The sequence below is a fragment of the Streptomyces botrytidirepellens genome, from assembly GCF_003721215.1.
In the GTDB taxonomy this organism is placed as follows: domain Bacteria; phylum Actinomycetota; class Actinomycetes; order Streptomycetales; family Streptomycetaceae; genus Streptomyces; species Streptomyces himastatinicus.
Map to the genome: position 1 here is coordinate 1 of NZ_RIBZ01000286.1, position 16,107 is coordinate 16,107.

Annotated in this window: 8 protein-coding genes and 1 pseudogene; 3 read left to right on the forward strand and 6 right to left on the reverse strand. The window is 73.8% G+C overall.

Going from position 1 to position 16,107, the window contains the following annotated elements; all coding sequences use genetic code 11:
- The 3 genes and pseudogenes from EEJ42_RS23720 to EEJ42_RS23730 all read right to left on the reverse strand — a co-directional run.
- A partial coding sequence (locus EEJ42_RS23720; protein ID WP_184503232.1) for an ATP-dependent helicase occupies positions 1-2,543 on the reverse strand: 2,543 nt, incomplete at its 3' end.
- Between the two features lie 126 nt (positions 2,544-2,669).
- A pseudogene (locus EEJ42_RS23725) lies at positions 2,670-6,048 on the reverse strand (ATP-dependent helicase).
- Between the two features lie 87 nt (positions 6,049-6,135).
- A complete protein-coding gene (locus EEJ42_RS23730) occupies positions 6,136-6,513 on the reverse strand; it encodes an MGMT family protein (RefSeq protein ID WP_425472949.1) in 378 nt (125 codons plus the stop codon).
- A 209-nt stretch (positions 6,514-6,722) separates the two neighbouring features.
- On the opposite strand from EEJ42_RS23730, the gene EEJ42_RS23735 reads away from it, so the two are divergent.
- From EEJ42_RS23735 to EEJ42_RS23745, 3 genes are all read left to right on the forward strand, one after another.
- Positions 6,723-9,527: a lysylphosphatidylglycerol synthase transmembrane domain-containing protein gene (locus EEJ42_RS23735; protein WP_184503233.1), complete on the forward strand. Its 2,805-nt coding sequence runs from the start codon at positions 6,723-6,725 to the stop codon at positions 9,525-9,527.
- Between the two features lie 74 nt (positions 9,528-9,601).
- Entirely contained in the window at positions 9,602-11,143 is a 1,542-nt protein-coding gene (locus EEJ42_RS23740) for an alpha/beta hydrolase (RefSeq protein ID WP_123102654.1), read from the forward strand.
- A gap of 110 nt (positions 11,144-11,253) precedes the next feature.
- Positions 11,254-12,879: an alpha/beta hydrolase gene (locus tag EEJ42_RS23745; RefSeq protein ID WP_123102656.1), complete on the forward strand. Its 1,626-nt coding sequence runs from the start codon at positions 11,254-11,256 to the stop codon at positions 12,877-12,879.
- 49 nt (positions 12,880-12,928) lie between these two features.
- Here the strand turns inward: EEJ42_RS23745 and moeZ are convergent, their stop codons facing one another.
- The 3 genes from moeZ to EEJ42_RS23760 form a co-directional block, all read right to left on the reverse strand.
- Entirely contained in the window at positions 12,929-14,107 is a 1,179-nt protein-coding gene (moeZ, locus tag EEJ42_RS23750; RefSeq protein ID WP_123102658.1) for an adenylyltransferase/sulfurtransferase MoeZ, read from the reverse strand.
- An 88-nt stretch (positions 14,108-14,195) separates the two neighbouring features.
- Positions 14,196-14,957, reverse strand: a complete 762-nt coding sequence (locus EEJ42_RS23755; protein WP_123102664.1) for a spherulation-specific family 4 protein — start codon at positions 14,955-14,957, stop codon at positions 14,196-14,198.
- The gene (locus tag EEJ42_RS23760; protein WP_123102660.1) at positions 14,954-15,979 is read right to left on the reverse strand and encodes an NAD-dependent epimerase/dehydratase; all 1,026 of its coding nucleotides are present in this window, start codon (positions 15,977-15,979) and stop codon (positions 14,954-14,956) included. Before EEJ42_RS23760 ends, EEJ42_RS23755 begins: the two co-directional genes overlap by 4 nt.
- Between the last annotated feature and the right edge of the window lie 128 nt (positions 15,980-16,107).

The following is a 16,107-nucleotide window of genomic DNA, read 5'->3' on the forward strand; positions in this document are numbered from 1 at the left end:
CCGGCCGGCGGGCCGTCCGCCGCCTCCAGGCGGGTCAGATGGGCCAGGACCGCGTCCGCGGCCCGGCGGCGGCGGGCCAGGGCGGCCGGGTCGAGCGGGAGCGGCCAGGCGCGGTCGGCGGTCGTCTCGCGCAGGGCCGGGTTCTCCGCGTCCTCCTCCGGCTCGTCCGCCCACGCCTCGACCTCGCCGTAACCGGCCTCACAGTGCGCGCGCAGCGCCTCCAGGAAGGAGGACGGGCCGCGGCGGCGCTTCTGGGACGGGCCCCACCAGTGCCCGGAGCCCAGCAGCAGCGAGCGCGGCCGGGTGAAGGTGACGTAGCCCAGGCGGAGTTCCTCCGTCCGCTGGTGCTCCTTCATGGCGTCCTTGAAGGCGTTCAGCCCCTTGGCATCCCAGGCCGTGACCTCCGGGAGGGTGGAGGCGTCGCCGCGCAGGGCGTGCGGCAGGACCTTGGCGTTCGCCGTCCAGGACTCGCGGCTCTGCTCGCTCGGGAACTGCTTGGCGACCAGTCCGGGCACCGCCACCACGTCCCACTCCAGCCCCTTGGACTTGTGCGCGGTGAGCACCTTGACCGTGTTCTCGCCGCCGGGGAGCGCGTTGTCGAGCCCCTTCTCGTACTGCGCGGCGGTGCGCAGGAAGCCCAGGAACGACTGGAGGGTGGCCTCGCCGTCCACGGACCCCCCGGCCAGGGCGGCGAAGGACGCGGCGACGTCCAGGAAGTTGCCCAGCGTCTCGCGGCGGCGGGCGGCCAGGGCGTGGGGCGAGGCGGACAGCTCGACCTCCAGGCCGGTGGTGGCGAGCACCCGGTGGAGGACGTCCATGAGCGGGTCGGCCAGCGAGCGCCGCAGCTCGCGCAGTTCGGCGGCGAGGCGGGCGAAGCGCACCCGGGCCTCGGCCGAGAACGGCAGCCCGTCGTCCGGGCCGCCGCCGGAGTCGAGGAAGGTGTCGAGGGCGTCGGCGAGCGAGATGATCTCCGCCGGGTCGACGCCCTCGACGGCCTCGGCGAGCCGCCGGTCCGGGTCGTCCTCCGCGTCGCCGTGGCCGCCGTGGGAGACGAGCGCGCGGGCGCGGCGGCCGAGCAGCGCCAGGTCACGGGGGCCGATGCGCCAGCGCGGGCCGGTGAGCAGCCGGACCAGGGCCGCGTTGGCGCCCGGGTCCTGGAGCACCTCGCAGACCGCCACCAGGTCGGCGATCTCGGGCAGGTGCAGCAGCCCCGACAGCCCCACGACCTCCACCGGAACGTCCCGCTCCACCAAGGCGCCCTGGATCTCGGCGAAGTCACCGGCCGTACGGCACAGGACCGCGATCTCACCGGGCGGGGTGCCGGTGCGCACCAGGTGGGCGATCGAGTCGGCGAGCCAGGCCAGCTCCTCGGCGTGGGTGGGCAGCAGCGCGCAGCGCACCTGGCCGTCCCGCTCGGCGCCGGGCGCGGGGCGCAGCGCCTCGACGCCCTGGTGCATCGCGCGCAGCGGGGCGGCGAGCCCGTTGGCGAGGTCCAGCAGGCGGCCGCCGCTGCGCCGGTTCTCGCTGAGCGCGTGGCGGCGGGCGGGGCTGCCGTCCTGGTGCGGGAAGTGCGCGGGGAAGTCGTCGAGGTTGGCCACCGAGGCGCCGCGCCAGCCGTAGATGGCCTGGCACGGGTCGCCGACGGCGGTGACGGGGTGTCCGGTGCCGCCGCCGAACAGCCCGGACAGCAGCAGCCGCTGGGCGACGGAGGTGTCCTGGTACTCGTCCAGCAGGACCACCGCGAACTGCTCCCGCAGGATCCGGCCGACCTCCGGGCCGCTGCGGGCCAAGGTGGCGGACAGCGCGATCTGGTCGCCGAAGTCGAGCAGGTCGCGGCGGCTCTTCTCGGCGCGGTACTCCTCGACCAGCCCGAGGAGTTCGCGGCGCGCGCGGGCGGCCTCCGGGACCTTGCGCAGCGCGTCGTTGGTCAGCTTCACCGCGTCGAGGGTGTCCAGCAGCTCGGTGTCGTGGCGGCGGAGCTGCTCGGCGGGGACCAGGTGCTCGGCCAGCTCGGCGTCGAGCGCGAGCAGGTCCGTCACCAGGTCGGCGAAGGGGCGGGTGAGCGCCGGGTAGGGGCCGGGGGCGGTGCGCAGCACGCGCGCGGCGAGCTGGAAGCGGGTGGCGTCGGCGAGCAGCCGGGCGCTGGGCTCCAGGCCGATGCGCAGCCCGTGTTCCTTGAGGAGCTGTCCGGCGAAGGCGTGGTACGTGGAGATGCTGGGCTCGCCCACGGCCTCCTCGGCGGCGCCCGGATCCGGGTCGGGGTCCACGACGCCCGCCTTGACGAGCGCCTTCCGCACCCGCTCGGCCAGTTCGCCCGCGGCCTTGTTGGTGAACGTGAGGCCCAGCACCTGGTCGGGTGCGACCTGGCCGGTGCCCACCAGCCACACCACGCGCGCGGCCATCACCGTGGTCTTGCCGGAGCCCGCTCCGGCGACGATCACCTGCGGGGCGGGCGGCGCGGTGATGCACGCCGTCTGCTCCGGGGTGAACGGAATCCCGAGCAGCTCCTTGAGCTCCTCGGGATCGGCGATGCGGGCTGACACTCCAGTGAGGCTATCGGTCGCCACTGACAAGCCGCGCACAAGGGGGACAAGCCGCCACATCTTCCGCCGACGACAACGGACATGTCCCCACAAGCCATCTCATCCCCCGTCACTCCGCCCCGCGGGTCACTCCACCACGTGGCGGCCCTCCGCGCGGGCGCTGCACGCGGCGCGGAACGCGCAGCGCTCGCAGTGCGCCCCGGTGCTCGGGGCGAAGCGTTCGTCGAGGACGCGTCCGGCCGCGGTGGCGAGGAGTTCGCCGACCCACTCCCCGTCGGGCCCCGCGGGCGGGTCCTGCGCCTGGACCTTGGGGACGGTCTCGCCGCCCTCCTTCTTGGGGGCGCCCTGCCGCAGCTGGACCAGTTCGGCGCCGCCGGGTTCGGGGCGGTCGTCGCCGAAGAGGCCGTCGACGGCGCCCTCGCGCACGGCGAGCTGATAGACCGCCAGCTGGGGGTGGTGGGCGACCTCGCCGCGGGTCACGGGCTGCTTGCCGGTCTTGAAGTCGACGACGTACGCCCGCCCCTCGCCGTCCGCCTCGACGCGGTCCATGCTGCCGCGGATGCGCACCTGGTAGGCGTCCGCTTCGAGGGTGACGTCGAAGCCGTGCTCGGAGGCGACCGCCGTGCGGCCGCCGCGCTCCATCACATGCCAGCGCAGGAAGCGCTCCAGGGCCGCCCGGGCGTGCTCCTTCTCCTGCCGCGACTTCCAGGGGGCGTCGAAGGCCAGCGCGTCCCATACGGAATCCAGGCGCTCCATCAGGACGGCGAGGTCGGCCGGGGTGCGGCCGGAGGCCACCTCGTCGGCGAGGACGTGGACGACGTTGCCGAAGCCCTGGGCGGCGGTCGACGGGGCGTCCGCCTTGACCTCGCGCCCCAGGAACCACTGGAGCGAGCAGGTGTTGACGAGCTGGTCGAGCGCGCTGCCGGACAGCGCCACGGGCCGGTCGCGGTCGCGCAGCGGCACCTCGCTGTGCGTCGGCTCGTACAGGCCCCACCAGCCGGAGGGGTGGGCCGCGGGGACAAGCGGCCGGCCGTCCTCGTCGCGCAGCGCCGCGAGCCGCGCCAGCCGCTGCGCGGCGGCCTCCCGCAGGGCGTCCGAGGCGTCCGGGTCGACGGTGGTGGCGCGCAGCTCGGCGACGAGCGCGGCGACCGACAGCGGGCGGCGCGGCCGCTGGGTGACGTCGACCGGTGTGACGCCCAGCTCGGTCAGGAACCGCGAGGGCTGGTCGCCGTCGTCGGAGGCGGCCTTGACGGCGGTGACCACCAGTCGGTCCCTGGCGCGGGTCGCCGCCACGTAGAACAGCCGCCGCTCCTCGGCCAGCAGCGCGCCCGGGGTCAGCGGCTCGGCCAGCCCGTCCCGGCCGATCCTGTCCGCCTCCAGGAGCGAGCCGCGGCGCCGCAGGTCCGGCCACAGCCCCTCCTGGACGCCCGCGACGACCACCAGGCGCCATTCCAGCCCCTTGGAGCGGTGGGCGGTCATCAGCCGCACGGCGTCGGGGCGGGCGATGCGGCGCGAGAGGGTGTCGGCGGCGATGTCCTGGGCGTCGAGCTGGTCGAGGAAGTTGAGCGCGCCGCGGCCGCCGGTGCGCTCCTCCGCGCGCGCCGCGGTCTCGAACAGCGCGCACACCGCGTCCAGGTCGCGGTCGGCGTTGCGCCCGGCGGCCCCGCCGCGCTGGACGGCACCCTCCAGCCGCCCGGGCCAGGGGGTGCCGTCCCACAGCTCCCACAGCGCCTGTTCCGCGGTGCCGCCCCCGGCCAGCGCGTCCAGCGCCGTGCGCAGCAGCAGGCCGAGCCGCTGGGCGCCGCGCGCGTACGCCGGGTCGTGGACGGCCAGCCGCTCGGGCGCGGCCAGCGCCTCGGCGAGCAGGACGTCGGACGGGCGCGGTACGGCGTGTCCGGCGGCCCGCTCCTCCTCGCGCAGGGCGCGGCCGAGCTTGCGCAGATCGGCGGCGTCCATGCCGCCCAGCGGCGAGGTGAGCAGGGTGAGGGCGGTCTCGACGTCGAGGGCGGCGGACAGCCCGCCGGAGTCGGGCAGCGCGGCCGTGGCGGCGGCCCGCAGCGCCGTCAGCAGGGGGGCCACGGCGGGTTCGTGGCGCAGCGGGATGTCGTCGCCGTCCACCTCGATGGGCACCCCGGCGGAGGTGAGCGCCCGGCGCAGGCCCGGGAGCGAGCGCCCCCCGGCGCGCACCAGGACGGCCATCTCGCTCCAGGGCACCCCGTCCTCCAGGTGGGCGCGGCGCAGGATGTCGGCGACGTTGTCGAGTTCGGCACCCGCGGTGGGGTACGTGAACACCTCGACGCGGCCGCCGTCGCGGGCCGCCGTCAGCTCCCGGTGGGCGCGCACGGCGTGCGCCGGGAGGCGGGTGAGCGGCATCCGGCCGGTGATGAGCCGGGTCGCGGCGAGCAGCCGGGCGCCCGAGCGGCGCGAGGTGGTGAGGACCTCCACGGGCGCCGGGCGGCCGTCCGCGCGCGGGAAGTCGTCCCGGAAGCCGAGGATGCCGTTCACATCGGCGCCCCGGAAGGCATAGATGGACTGATCGGGGTCGCCGAAGGCCACGAGACTTCTGCCGCCGCCCGCCAGCGCGCGCAGCAGCCGGGTCTGGGCCACGTCCGTGTCCTGGTACTCGTCCACGAACACCGCGTCATAGCGCGCGGCCAGCTCCGCCGATACGCCCGGCCGCTCGGCGAGCAGCACCGCGCGGTGCACCAGCTCCGCGTAGTCCAGCACCCCCTGGGCGTCCAGGACGTCCAGGTACTCGGCGAGGAAGGCCGCCGCCGCGCCCCAGTCCGGGCGCCCGGTGCGGGCCGCGAACTCCCCCAGCGACCGCGGGCCGAGCCCCAGTTCCCGGNCAGTCCGGGCGCCCGGTGCGGGCCGCGAACTCCCCCAGCGACCGCGGGCCGAGCCCCAGTTCCCGGCTGCGGGCGAGCACCGCGCGCACCTCGTCGGCGAAGCCGCGGGTGGTCAGGCAGGCGCGCAGATCGTCGGGCCAGCGGGCCGAGGCGCGCCCCGCGCGCTCCAGTTCGGCCTGTCCGGCGAGCAGTTCCCGTACGACGACGTCCTGTTCCGGGCCGGACAGCAGCCGCAGCGGATCGGCGAACAGGTCGACGTCCTGGTGGGCGCGGACCAGCGCGTAACAGAAGGAGTGGAAGGTGGTGGCCCGCGGCCCGGTCGCGCCCTCCAGCCGCACCGTCATCCGGTCGCGCAGCTCGACGGCGGCCTTGCGGCTGAAGGTGAGCACCAGGATCCGCTCCGGGTCGGCGCCCTCGCGCACCCGCCGGGCGACGGCCTCCACGAGCGTCGTGGTCTTCCCCGTGCCCGGCCCGGCGAGCACCAGCAGCGGACCGCCCTGGTGCTCAACCACGGCGCGCTGCCGCGCGTCCAGGACAGGAAAGGCCACCGGATCCGGCCGACTGCGGACCAGGCGGTACGTGCCCGCGGACGGCAGCCGCAGATACGGCTGCCGTCCCCGCCGCTGTCGCGGCAGGGACGAGGAGGAGGTACTCACATGGATCGCCGGTCCTGGTGGGTTGGCTGGGTGCGGGACAGCCTCTCATGTGCCGCGGTGCGTCACCCGAATGGCTGTGGACAACCCCTAGCTCTCAGCGCTCTCGGTGCCCTCCGTGCCGTCCCAGCGGGCCCGGCGCATGTCGATCTTCGGCAGATGGCCCTCGGCCGAGCGCGGCGCCTCCCGCAGCGGAGTGCCCTCCTCGCGGTAGTGGCCGAGCGCCCGCAGCTCGTGGCCGGGCAGCAGCGCGCCGTCCGCGCGCACCACGCGCCACCACGGCACGGCGCCCCCGTAGAGGGCCATCACCCGCCCCACCTGGCGCGGGCCGCCCTCCTCCAGCCACTCGGCGACGTCCCCGTAGGTCATCACCCGGCCCGGCGGGATCAGCTCGGCGACGTCCAGCACCCGCTCCGCGTACGCGGGCAGCTCGTCATCGGCCCGCGGCTCCTCGCTCTCCCGGCTCATCCCGCCCATCCTGCCGCACACCACCGACACCGCCACCGACCCCGTCCCGCGCGGTACCGTCGAAGGCTCTGCGGACGGCAGCGGGGTTCGATCACGCATTGTGCGGGAAACCCCTACAGGGCGTACGATCCGAGGCTCACATCCCCGAAATGCACCCTGATGCCCTCCTCCGCAGCCCGGGCATGCCACCATCTTCCGGGCGGTGACTGGTGATACGAGATCAAGAAGAGACGGCGAAGCAGCAGGGTGCGCAGCCTCCTGAAGAGGAGGCCCGCACCCCTGAGGCGCTGCCGCGCTCGGACGGCTCGGACGGCACCGACGGTCCGCACGGCCCCGGGGACCACGGCGGCGCCGAGGACCCCGACGAGCCGAACGACCCGGACGGCCCCCAGGGGCACAACGAACGGGTCTCGGGCGACGAACCGCTGCTGCCCGCCCGGGTGCACCGCCCCTCCGACCTGATGCGGCTGCTCCTCGGCGCGCTGGGGATCGGCATCGTCCTGGCCGTCGCGGCCTTCGCGCACGGCACCACCGCGGGGCTGGAGAAGGACATCGGCCACGGGGCCAACCAGGCGCCCCCGCTGGTGATCGACTTCGCGGGGCTGACGGCCAGCATCGCCGTGCTCGTCCTGCCGGTGGCGTTCGCGATCGAGCGGCTGGTCAAACGGGACGGGCTGCGGATCGCGGACGGCGTCCTGGCCGCGGTCCTCGCCCACGGCATCTCCCTCGCCACCGATCTGTGGGTCGCCAGGGCCGCGCCCGACTCGATCCGCGAGGCCCTCACCCAGCCCGCGCCCGGCGGCGCCCTGAGCGATCCCGTGCACGGCTACCTCGCCCCCGTCATCGCGTATATGACGGCCGTCGGCATGGCGCGCCGCCCCCGCTGGCGGGTGGCCATGTGGGGCGTGCTGCTGCTCGACGCGTTCGCGGTGCTCGTCGGCGGCTACACGACCCCGTTCTCGATCATCATCACGGTGCTCATCGGCTGGACCGTCGCCTACGGCACGCTCTACGCCGTCGGCTCCCCCAACGTCCGGCCCACCGGCCAGCACCTGCTGGCCGGGCTGCGCCGGGTCGGCTTCAACCCGGTCAGCGCGGCGCGCGCCGAGGAGGCCGTCGACGAGCACGGCAACCACAGCGACCGGGGCCGCCGCTATCTGGTCACCCTGGAGGACGGGCCGCCGCTGGACGTCACCGTGGTCGACCGCGAACAGCAGGCCCAGGGCTTCTTCTACAGCGTCTGGCAGCGGCTGACGCTGCGCACGATCACCCCGCCGCGCAGCCTCCAGTCGCTGCGCCAGGCCCTGGAGCAGGAGGCGCTGCTCGCGTACGCGGCGATCGCGGCGGGCGCCAACGCGCCCAAGCTGATCGCCACCTCCGAGCTGGGCCCGGACGCCGTGATGCTCATCTACGAGCACATCGGCGGCCGTCCGCTGCACGCCCTGCCGGACGAGGCGATCACCGACGAGCTGCTGGCCGGGGCCTGGCACCAGGTGCAGGCGCTCCAGTCACGGCGCATCGCCCACCGGCGGCTGGACAGCGACGCCCTGATGGTCGACCGCTCCGGCGCGGTCATCCTGACGGATCTGCGCGGCGGCGAGATCGCGGCGGGCGACCTGGTGCTGCGGATGGACATCGCCCAGCTGATGACCACCCTGGGGCTGCGGGTGGGCGCCGAGCGCTCCGTGGCCGCCGCGGTCGACGTCATCGGGCCGGACGCGGTCGCCGACAGCCTCCCCCTGCTCCAGCCCCTCGCCCTGGGCCGGGCCACGCGGGCGACGCTGCGCCACCTCGCCCGGGAGCGCGCCCAGCGGCAGCGGGAAGCGGTGCTGGAGGCGTCCCGCGCCGCCAAGGAGGCCAGGGCGCGGGAGGCCGAGGAGGCCCGGGAAGGAGCCCCGGGAGAGGCCGACGGCGGGCGCAGGGCCGAACCGGTCGTCACCGACCGCAAGACGGCCAAGGCCGAGAAGCAGGCCGAGAAGCGGGCGATCGACGAGGCCCTGGAGGAGGCCCGCGAGGAGGATCTGCTCGCCCAGATCCGCCGTCAGGTGCTGCTGGTACGGCCGCAGGCGCCGATCGAGCCGGTGCGGCTGGAGCGCATCAAGCCGCGCACCCTGGTCAGCTTCTGCGCGGGCGCCTTCGCGGCGTACTTCCTGCTCTCCCAGTTCACCCACCTCAAGCTCGGCGCCCTGGTCGGCGAGGCCAACTGGATCTGGGTGGTGTTCGCGCTCCTCTTCTCCGCGCTCACCTATGTGGCCGCGGCCCTGAGCCTGCTCGGCTTCGTCCCGGAGAAGGTGCCCTTCGGGCGTACGGTGCTGGCGCAGGTCGCCGCCTCGTTCGTGAAGCTGGTGGCCCCCGCGGCGGTCGGCGGCGTCGCCCTCAACGCCCGCTTCCTCCAGCGCGCCGGGGTGCGGCCGGGGCTCGCGGTGGCGAGCGTCGGCGCCTCACAGCTGTTCGGCCTGGCCAGCCACATCGTGCTGCTGGCCACCTTCGGCTACATCACCGGCACCGAGCGCACCCCGACACTCTCCCCCTCCCGGACCGTGATCGCCGGGCTGCTGACGGGCGCCGTGCTGACCCTCGTGGTCACCGCGGTGCCCGCACTGCGGAAGTTCGTTTCCACCCGGGTGCGGTCGCTGTTCGCGGGCGTCGTGCCGCGCATGCTGGACGTGCTCCAGCGGCCCAGGAAGCTGCTCGCCGGAATTGGCGGCATGCTGCTGCTGACCGCGGCCAACGTGATGTGCCTCGACGCGTCCATCCGCGCGTTCGGCGGCGACCTGAGCTACGCGAGCATCGCGGTCGTCTTCCTCGCGGGCAATGCCCTGGGGTCGGCGGCGCCCACCCCGGGCGGCGTCGGCGCCGTCGAGGCCGCCCTGATCGCCGGACTCACCTTCGCCGGGCTGCCGTACGAGACGGCCGCGCCCGCGGTGCTGCTCTTCCGGCTGATGGTCTTCTGGCTGCCGGTGCTGCCCGGCTGGCTGGCGTTCACCCACCTCACCCGCCGAGAGGCGCTGTAGCCGCGGACACCCCCTACCGCGCCCTCACCCGTACGCCCGCGCTGTGCGCGCGCGACCCCGCCGGGGCCCGCAGGATGGCGGTACGCCGCCACCCCGGGAGAGCCGCCGTGTCCCGACCCCTGCGCACCGGTGCGCTGTCCGCCGCCGCCCTGCTGCTCGCCGCCACCGCCGGATGCGGCGGCGACCCCGGACGGCCGGACACCACCGCGGGCCAGAAGCTCCGCTGGAGCACCTGCCCCGCCCCCTCCGACAGCGAGGACGGGGCGACCACCAAGGCCCCGGGCCGGGAGTGGGAGTGCGCGACCCTGCACGTCCCGCTCGACTACGCCAAGCCGCGCGGCGCCACCGTCGGCATCGCGATGATCCGCGCCAAGGCCACCGACCCCGAAAAGCGGATCGGCTCGCTGATCTTCAACTTCGGCGGCCCCGGCGGCTCCGGCGTCGCCACGCTCCCCGCCCTCGCGGGCACCTACAAGCAGCTGCGCACCCGCTACGACCTGGTCAGCTTCGATCCGCGCGGGGTCGGCCGCAGCAAGGGGGTGCACTGCCTCGGCGACCGGCAGCTCGACGCCTACTACGCGGCCGACGCCTCCCCGGACGACTCCGCCGAGGTCACGTCCCTGGTGCGCCGCGTCAAGGGCTATGCCGCCGGGTGCGAGAAGCGGTCCGGCGCGGTGCTCCCGTACGTCGGCACCACCAACGCCGCCCGCGACATGGAGCTGATGCGCCGCGTCCTCGGCGACCGCAAGCTGTACTACTTCGGCGTCTCCTACGGCACCGAACTGGGCGGCGTCTACGCCCATCTGTACCCGAAGAAGGTGGGCCGGGCGCTCTTCGACGGGGTCGTGGACCCCACCCAGAACCCCGAACAGGGCGCCCTCGGCCAGGCGAAGGGGTTCCAACTGGCGCTGGGCGACTACCTGAGGGAGTGCCGCGGCACCGCCGCGGCCGGCTGTCCGACCCAGGCCCGGATCCAGGCCCTGCTGAAGCGCCTCGACCGCCATCCGGTGGCGGGCAGCGGCAACCGGAAGCTGACCCAGTCGCTGGCCGACGGGGGCATCGCGCAGTCCCTGTACTCACGGGACTTCTGGCCGTACCTCACCCAGGGGATCGCCGCGGCCCGGCAGGGCGACGGCGGGATCCTGCTGGCCCTCGGCGACGCCATGAACGGGCGCGACGAGAACGGCGACTACAGCACCCTCCAGTCCTCGCTCAACGCCGTCTCCTGCGCCGACTTCAAACAGCGCTACACCCTGGCCGACATCCGGCGGAAGCTGCCCACCTTCCGCAAGGCGTCCCCGGTGTTCGGCGACTTCATGGCCTGGAGCCTCACCCAGTGCACCGACTGGCCCGTCCGTGGCGCCTGGACCACCCCCGACGTCAGCGCCCGCGGCGCCGCCCCCATCCTGATCGTCGGCAACACCGGCGACCCGGCCACGCCGTACGCCGGGGCGCGCAAGATGGCCGAAGAACTGGGGCCCGGGGTCGGCGTCCAGCTCACCTACAAGGGCGAGGGACACGGGGCGTACGACAGCGGCAGCGGCTGTGTGCGCAAAGCCGTGAACGCGTATCTGCTGAACGGCCGGGTGCCGGAGAACGGCAAGGTCTGTACCTAGGGGGTGTCTTGTTGATCAGGCCGGATCAGCGAGCGGGCGCGTCGGCTGTGACCGTATGGAGAACAAGCGCGCACACTCCCGCTCATACCATCCTCATAGGATCACCGACCATGTCGAGTTCCCTCCGCACGATACGGACCAGGGCGACCAGGGCGCTGGTCTCCGCGACCGCCGCGGTCACCCTCATCGCCGTCGCCGGCTGTAGCGGCGGCGGAAAGGACCAGGGCAAGGCGTCGGCCACCCCGTCCTCCGGCCGCTCGTCCACCGCCCCGGCCGCGCCCCCGGGTTCCTCCGGCCTGCCGGGCTCGCTCACGGGCCAGAAGCCGCGCTGGAAGGGGTGCGAGGCGCCGACCGCGCTCCAGGGCACCGGCAAGGCGCCGGGCGGCGACTGGGAGTGCGCCGACCTCTCGGTACCGCTGGACTGGGCGAAGCCGAACGGCGCGACCATCGACCTCGCGATGATCCGCGCCAAGGCCACCGACCAGGACAAGCGGATCGGCTCCCTGGTGTTCAACTTCGGCGGCCCCGGCGGCTCCGGGGTCTCCTCCCTGCCCGGATTCGGCGGGGATTACGAGAAACTGCGCTCGCGCTATGACCTCGTCAGCTTCGATCCGCGCGGGGTCGGCGAAAGCGAGGGGGTGACCTGCCGGAGCGACAAGGAGATCGACGCCGCGGAGGCGGTGGACGGAACTCCGGACGACGCCGCCGAAATCAAGGCGGCGACCGCGGACGCGAAGAAATACATCGCCGGATGCGAAAAGCGGTCCGGAAAGATGCTGCCCCACGTCGACACCGTGAGCGCCGCCCGCGACATGGACCTGATGCGGCAGGTGCTGGGTGACCGGAAACTCTCGTATTTCGGCATCTCCTACGGCACCGAACTCGGCGGCGTCTACGCCCATCTGTACCCGCGGCATGTGGCGCGTGCGGTCCTCGACGCCGTGGTCGACCCGTCCGCGGACACCGAACAGGGCTCCCTCGCGCAGGCCAGGGGGTTCCAGCTCGCGCTGGACAACTACCTGCGGGACTGCGCCAAGAAGGGGGTCGGCTGCCCGGTCGGCGACGATCCGAAGGCGGGCGCCGAGAAGATCGTCACGCTGCTGGAGGAACTCGACAAGAAGCCGCTGGACACCGACAGCGGCCGCAAGCTCACGCAAGGCGGGGCGCTCGGCGGTATCGCCGCCGCGCTCTACTCCAAGGACAGCTGGAAATACCTGACGCTGGGCCTTCAGGAAGTGCTGATGCTCGACAAGGGCAATCTGCTGCTCGCGATGGCGGATTCGATGTCCGGGCGCGACGACAAGGGCCGCTACAGCAATGTCAACGCGGCCAATACGGCGGTCAACTGCGCCGACGAGAAGAAGCGCTACACGGTGAGCGAGGTGAAGGAGCGGCTGCCTCGGTTCCGGAAGACCTCGAAGGTCTTCGGCGACTATCTGGCCTGGTCGCTGCTCGCCTGCACCGGCTGGCCGGTCGCCGGTAAGGCGGACACCCCGGACGTGGGCGCCAAGGGCTCCGCGCCGATCCTCGTCGTCGGCAACACCGGCGACCCGGCCACCCCCTACGAGGGGGCCCGGACGATGGCCCGCGAACTGGGCCGGGGCGTGGGCGTCGAGGTCACGTACCGGGGGCAGGGCCATGGCGCGTACAACAGCGGCAACGCCTGCATGACGAAGACCGTGAACGCCTATCTGCTCGACGGGAAGGTGCCCGCGAGCGGCACGACCTGCGGATGAACGACGAGGGGCCCGGACCGCCGGTCCGGGCCCCTTGCGCACACAGCTGTCAGTAGACCGGCTTGTCGGGCTCGATCTGGTTGACCCAGCCGATCACGCCGCCGCCGACGTGGACGGCGTCGGAGAAGCCCGCGGACTTCAGGACGGCCAGGACTTCCGCGGATCGGACACCCGTCTTGCAATGCAAGACGATCTTCTTGTCCTGCGGCATGTCCTGGAGGGCGGTGCCCATCAGGAACTCGTTCTTCGGGATCAGCCGGGCGCCCGGGATCGAGACGATCTCGTACTCGTTCGGCTCGCGGACGTCGATGATGTCGATGGCCTCGCCGTCGTCGATCCACTCCTTGAGCTGCTTGGGAGTGATCGTCGCACCGGCCGCCGCCTCCTGGGCCTCGTCCGAGACGACACCGCAGAAGGCCTCGTAGTCGATGAGCTCCTTGACCGTGGCGTTCGGGCCGCAGACCGCGCAGTCCGGGTCCTTGCGGACCTTGACCTGCCGGTAGGTCATCTCCAGGGCGTCGTAGATCATCAGACGGCCGACCATCGGGTCACCGGCCCCGGTGAGCACCTTGATGGCCTCGGTGACCTGGATGGAGCCGATGGACGCGCACAGCACGCCCAGGACGCCGCCCTCGGCGCAGGAGGGGACCATGCCGGGCGGCGGGGGCTCCGGGTACAGGCAGCGGTAGCAGGGGCCGTGCTCGGACCAGAACACGGACGCCTGACCGTCGAAGCGGTAGATCGAACCCCAGACGTACGGCTTGTTCAGCAGCACGCACGCGTCGTTGACCAGGTAGCGGGTGGCGAAGTTGTCCGTACCGTCGACGATCAGGTCGTACTGGGAGAAGATCTCCATCACGTTGTCGGCTTCGAGGCGGCCCTCGTGCAGCACGACGTTCGTGTACGGGTTGATGCCGAGGACGGTGTCACGCGCGGACTGCGCCTTCGGGCGGCCGATGTCCGCCTGGCTGTGGATGATCTGGCGCTGGAGGTTGGACTCGTCGACCTCGTCGAATTCGATGATGCCGAGCGTGCCCACACCGGCGGCGGCCAGGTACATCAGGGCGGGCGAGCCGAGACCGCCCGCGCCCACACAGAGCACCTTGGCGTTCTTCAGCCGCTTCTGGCCCTCCATACCGACATCCGGGATGATCAGATGGCGCGAGTACCTGCGGACCTCGTCGACGGTGAGCTCGGCAGCCGGCTCGACCAGGGGTGGCAGCGACACAAGGACTCCGTAGTGGGTAGGAGCGGTGGTCAGCCCCGCGTGAGCGGGATTGTCTTCTCGTCTCCTCGTAACACTGCCACGCCCCATCTCATTCCATGACACACGGTCCGATGCGCGAGACGAAATCGTCCCAGTGTCCGGGCAGCGTCTCCCAGAGGGCGGCGGAGTCGGAGCGCTGGCCCGGGCGGGTCGTGCGGTCCGTGAAGAAGACCGTGCCCGCCCCCTGCCAGCGGGCGATGCGCAGCGCCTCGTCCAGATGCGGCCGGGGCACCCCGTGCACCAGATGGCAGAACCGTTCGGGCGGATAGCCCGCCGTCCACTCCGCGACCTGGGACCAGCGGTACTCGGCCCACCGGCCGCGGAAGGTCACCAGCTGATCGGCGATCTCCGCGTACTCCTCGTACGGATGGGTGTCCTGGCCCAGCACCGTGAACGCCCCGCCGCGCAGCGCGCGCAGCGTGGTGACGATCCGGCGGACCTCCGCCAGGCCCGGGCGCTCCGACGGGCAGCGGTCCAGATAGAAGCCGTCGGGCCGGTACCAGTCCAGGTAGCGGCCGGCGTCCGCGACCAGCTCGCCGAAGGGGCGGGTGCCGAACCTCACGTCCAGCCGCCCCAGCACCCGGACGCCCGCGACCCGCAGCCGGGCCACCGCGGCGGCGCAGTACGGGTCCGGGCACGAGCCGGGGCCGCGCGCGACGTCCAGGACCGCCCAGTGCACCGGGGTGCCGCGGCGGGTCAGCTCACCCCATTCGACGGGCGCGACCAGCGGGTGCGCCCAGCCCGGCACCCCCAGGCCGAGACCCGCGGCGGGCGGCGGCGCCGGGCCGGGCCGGGGCCCCGGGGAGATCAGATACGACACGCCGCCTCCATCCAGATGTCGGCCAACGACTCCTCCAGCGGAATCCGGGAGCGCCAGCCGAGCCGGTCGCGCGCGGTGCGCACATCGGCCTGCTGCCAGCTGCCGCAGCCGTCCGGGTACGGGTACGCGGTGGCGCCGCCGTGCTCCCCCGGTCCGGGGGCGTGACCGGGGGCGTGCGGGACGGGGGCCGGAGCGTGACCGGGGGCGTGCGCCGGGGCCGGGATGTGGGCGGCCGGGTGCAGCGGGTTCCGCCCGGGCGGGGCGTCGACCTCGTGCAGGGTGCCGCCGAAGCCCGCCACCCGGGCCAGCACGGAGGCCGCCTCGCGCAGCCGGACGGCGCGCCCGGTGCCGATGTTGACGACGCCCTGCGCGGCCGACAGCGAGGCCGCGTGCACCGCCCGCGCCACGTCCCGTACGTCCACGAAGTCCCGCTGCACCCCGAGGCCGCTCAGCTTCAGCTCACTGTCCCCGGACTGCATCGCGCGCCGCATCGCCTCGGCGAGCCTGCCGAGCGGGGAACCGGCCGGGGTGCCCGGCCCGACCGGCGAGAAGACCCGCAGCACCACCGCGTCCAGACCGGAGCCGAGCACCAGCTCGGTCGCGGCCAGCTTGCTCACCCCGTACGGGCCGCCGGGGCGCGGCACGGCGTCCTCGGCGGTGGACGAACCGGGCTGGGAGGGCCCGTACTCGGAGGAGCAGCCGATCTGGACGAGCCGGGCGCCGCAGCCGCTGCGGCGCAGCGACTCGCAGACGGTCGCGACGGCCACGGTGTTGTGCCGGGTCAGCTCGCGGGCCCCGCCGCGGGTCGCGCCCGCGCAGTTGATCACCACGCCGGGGTGGACCGCGTTCAGGAAGCGGGTGAGCGCGCCGGGGCTGCCGTTGGACAGGTCGAACCGCACGTCGGCGTCGTCGCCGCGGCCGAGCGCGGTGAGCTGGACGGCGGGGTCGGCCAGCAGGTGTTCGGCGACGTAGCGGCCCAGGTAGCCGCCGGAGCCGAGCAGCAGGACTCTCATCGTCGTGCCTCCCCGGGGATGGCGTGTGGGGCGGTCGTCTCGTCGCTCATGGAGGTGCTCCTCGTAGGGATGGGAGGGGGTAACGGTGTGGGGGGCGTGGTGGGGGCGGTGTGGGCCGAGGCGCGGGA

What these genes read in the sequence shown, in the direction of transcription:
- EEJ42_RS23730 (WP_425472949.1), bottom strand. Translation starts at nt 6,513, where the DNA reads ATGAGCCGGGAGAGCGAGGAGCCGCGGGCCGATGACGAGCTGCCCGCG.
- EEJ42_RS23740 (WP_123102654.1), top strand. Translation starts at nt 9,602, where the DNA reads ATGGCGGTACGCCGCCACCCCGGGAGAGCCGCCGTGTCCCGACCCCTG.
- EEJ42_RS23760 (WP_123102660.1), bottom strand. Translation starts at nt 15,979, where the DNA reads ATGAGAGTCCTGCTGCTCGGCTCCGGCGGCTACCTGGGCCGCTACGTC.
- EEJ42_RS23745 (WP_123102656.1), top strand. Translation starts at nt 11,254, where the DNA reads ATGTCGAGTTCCCTCCGCACGATACGGACCAGGGCGACCAGGGCGCTG.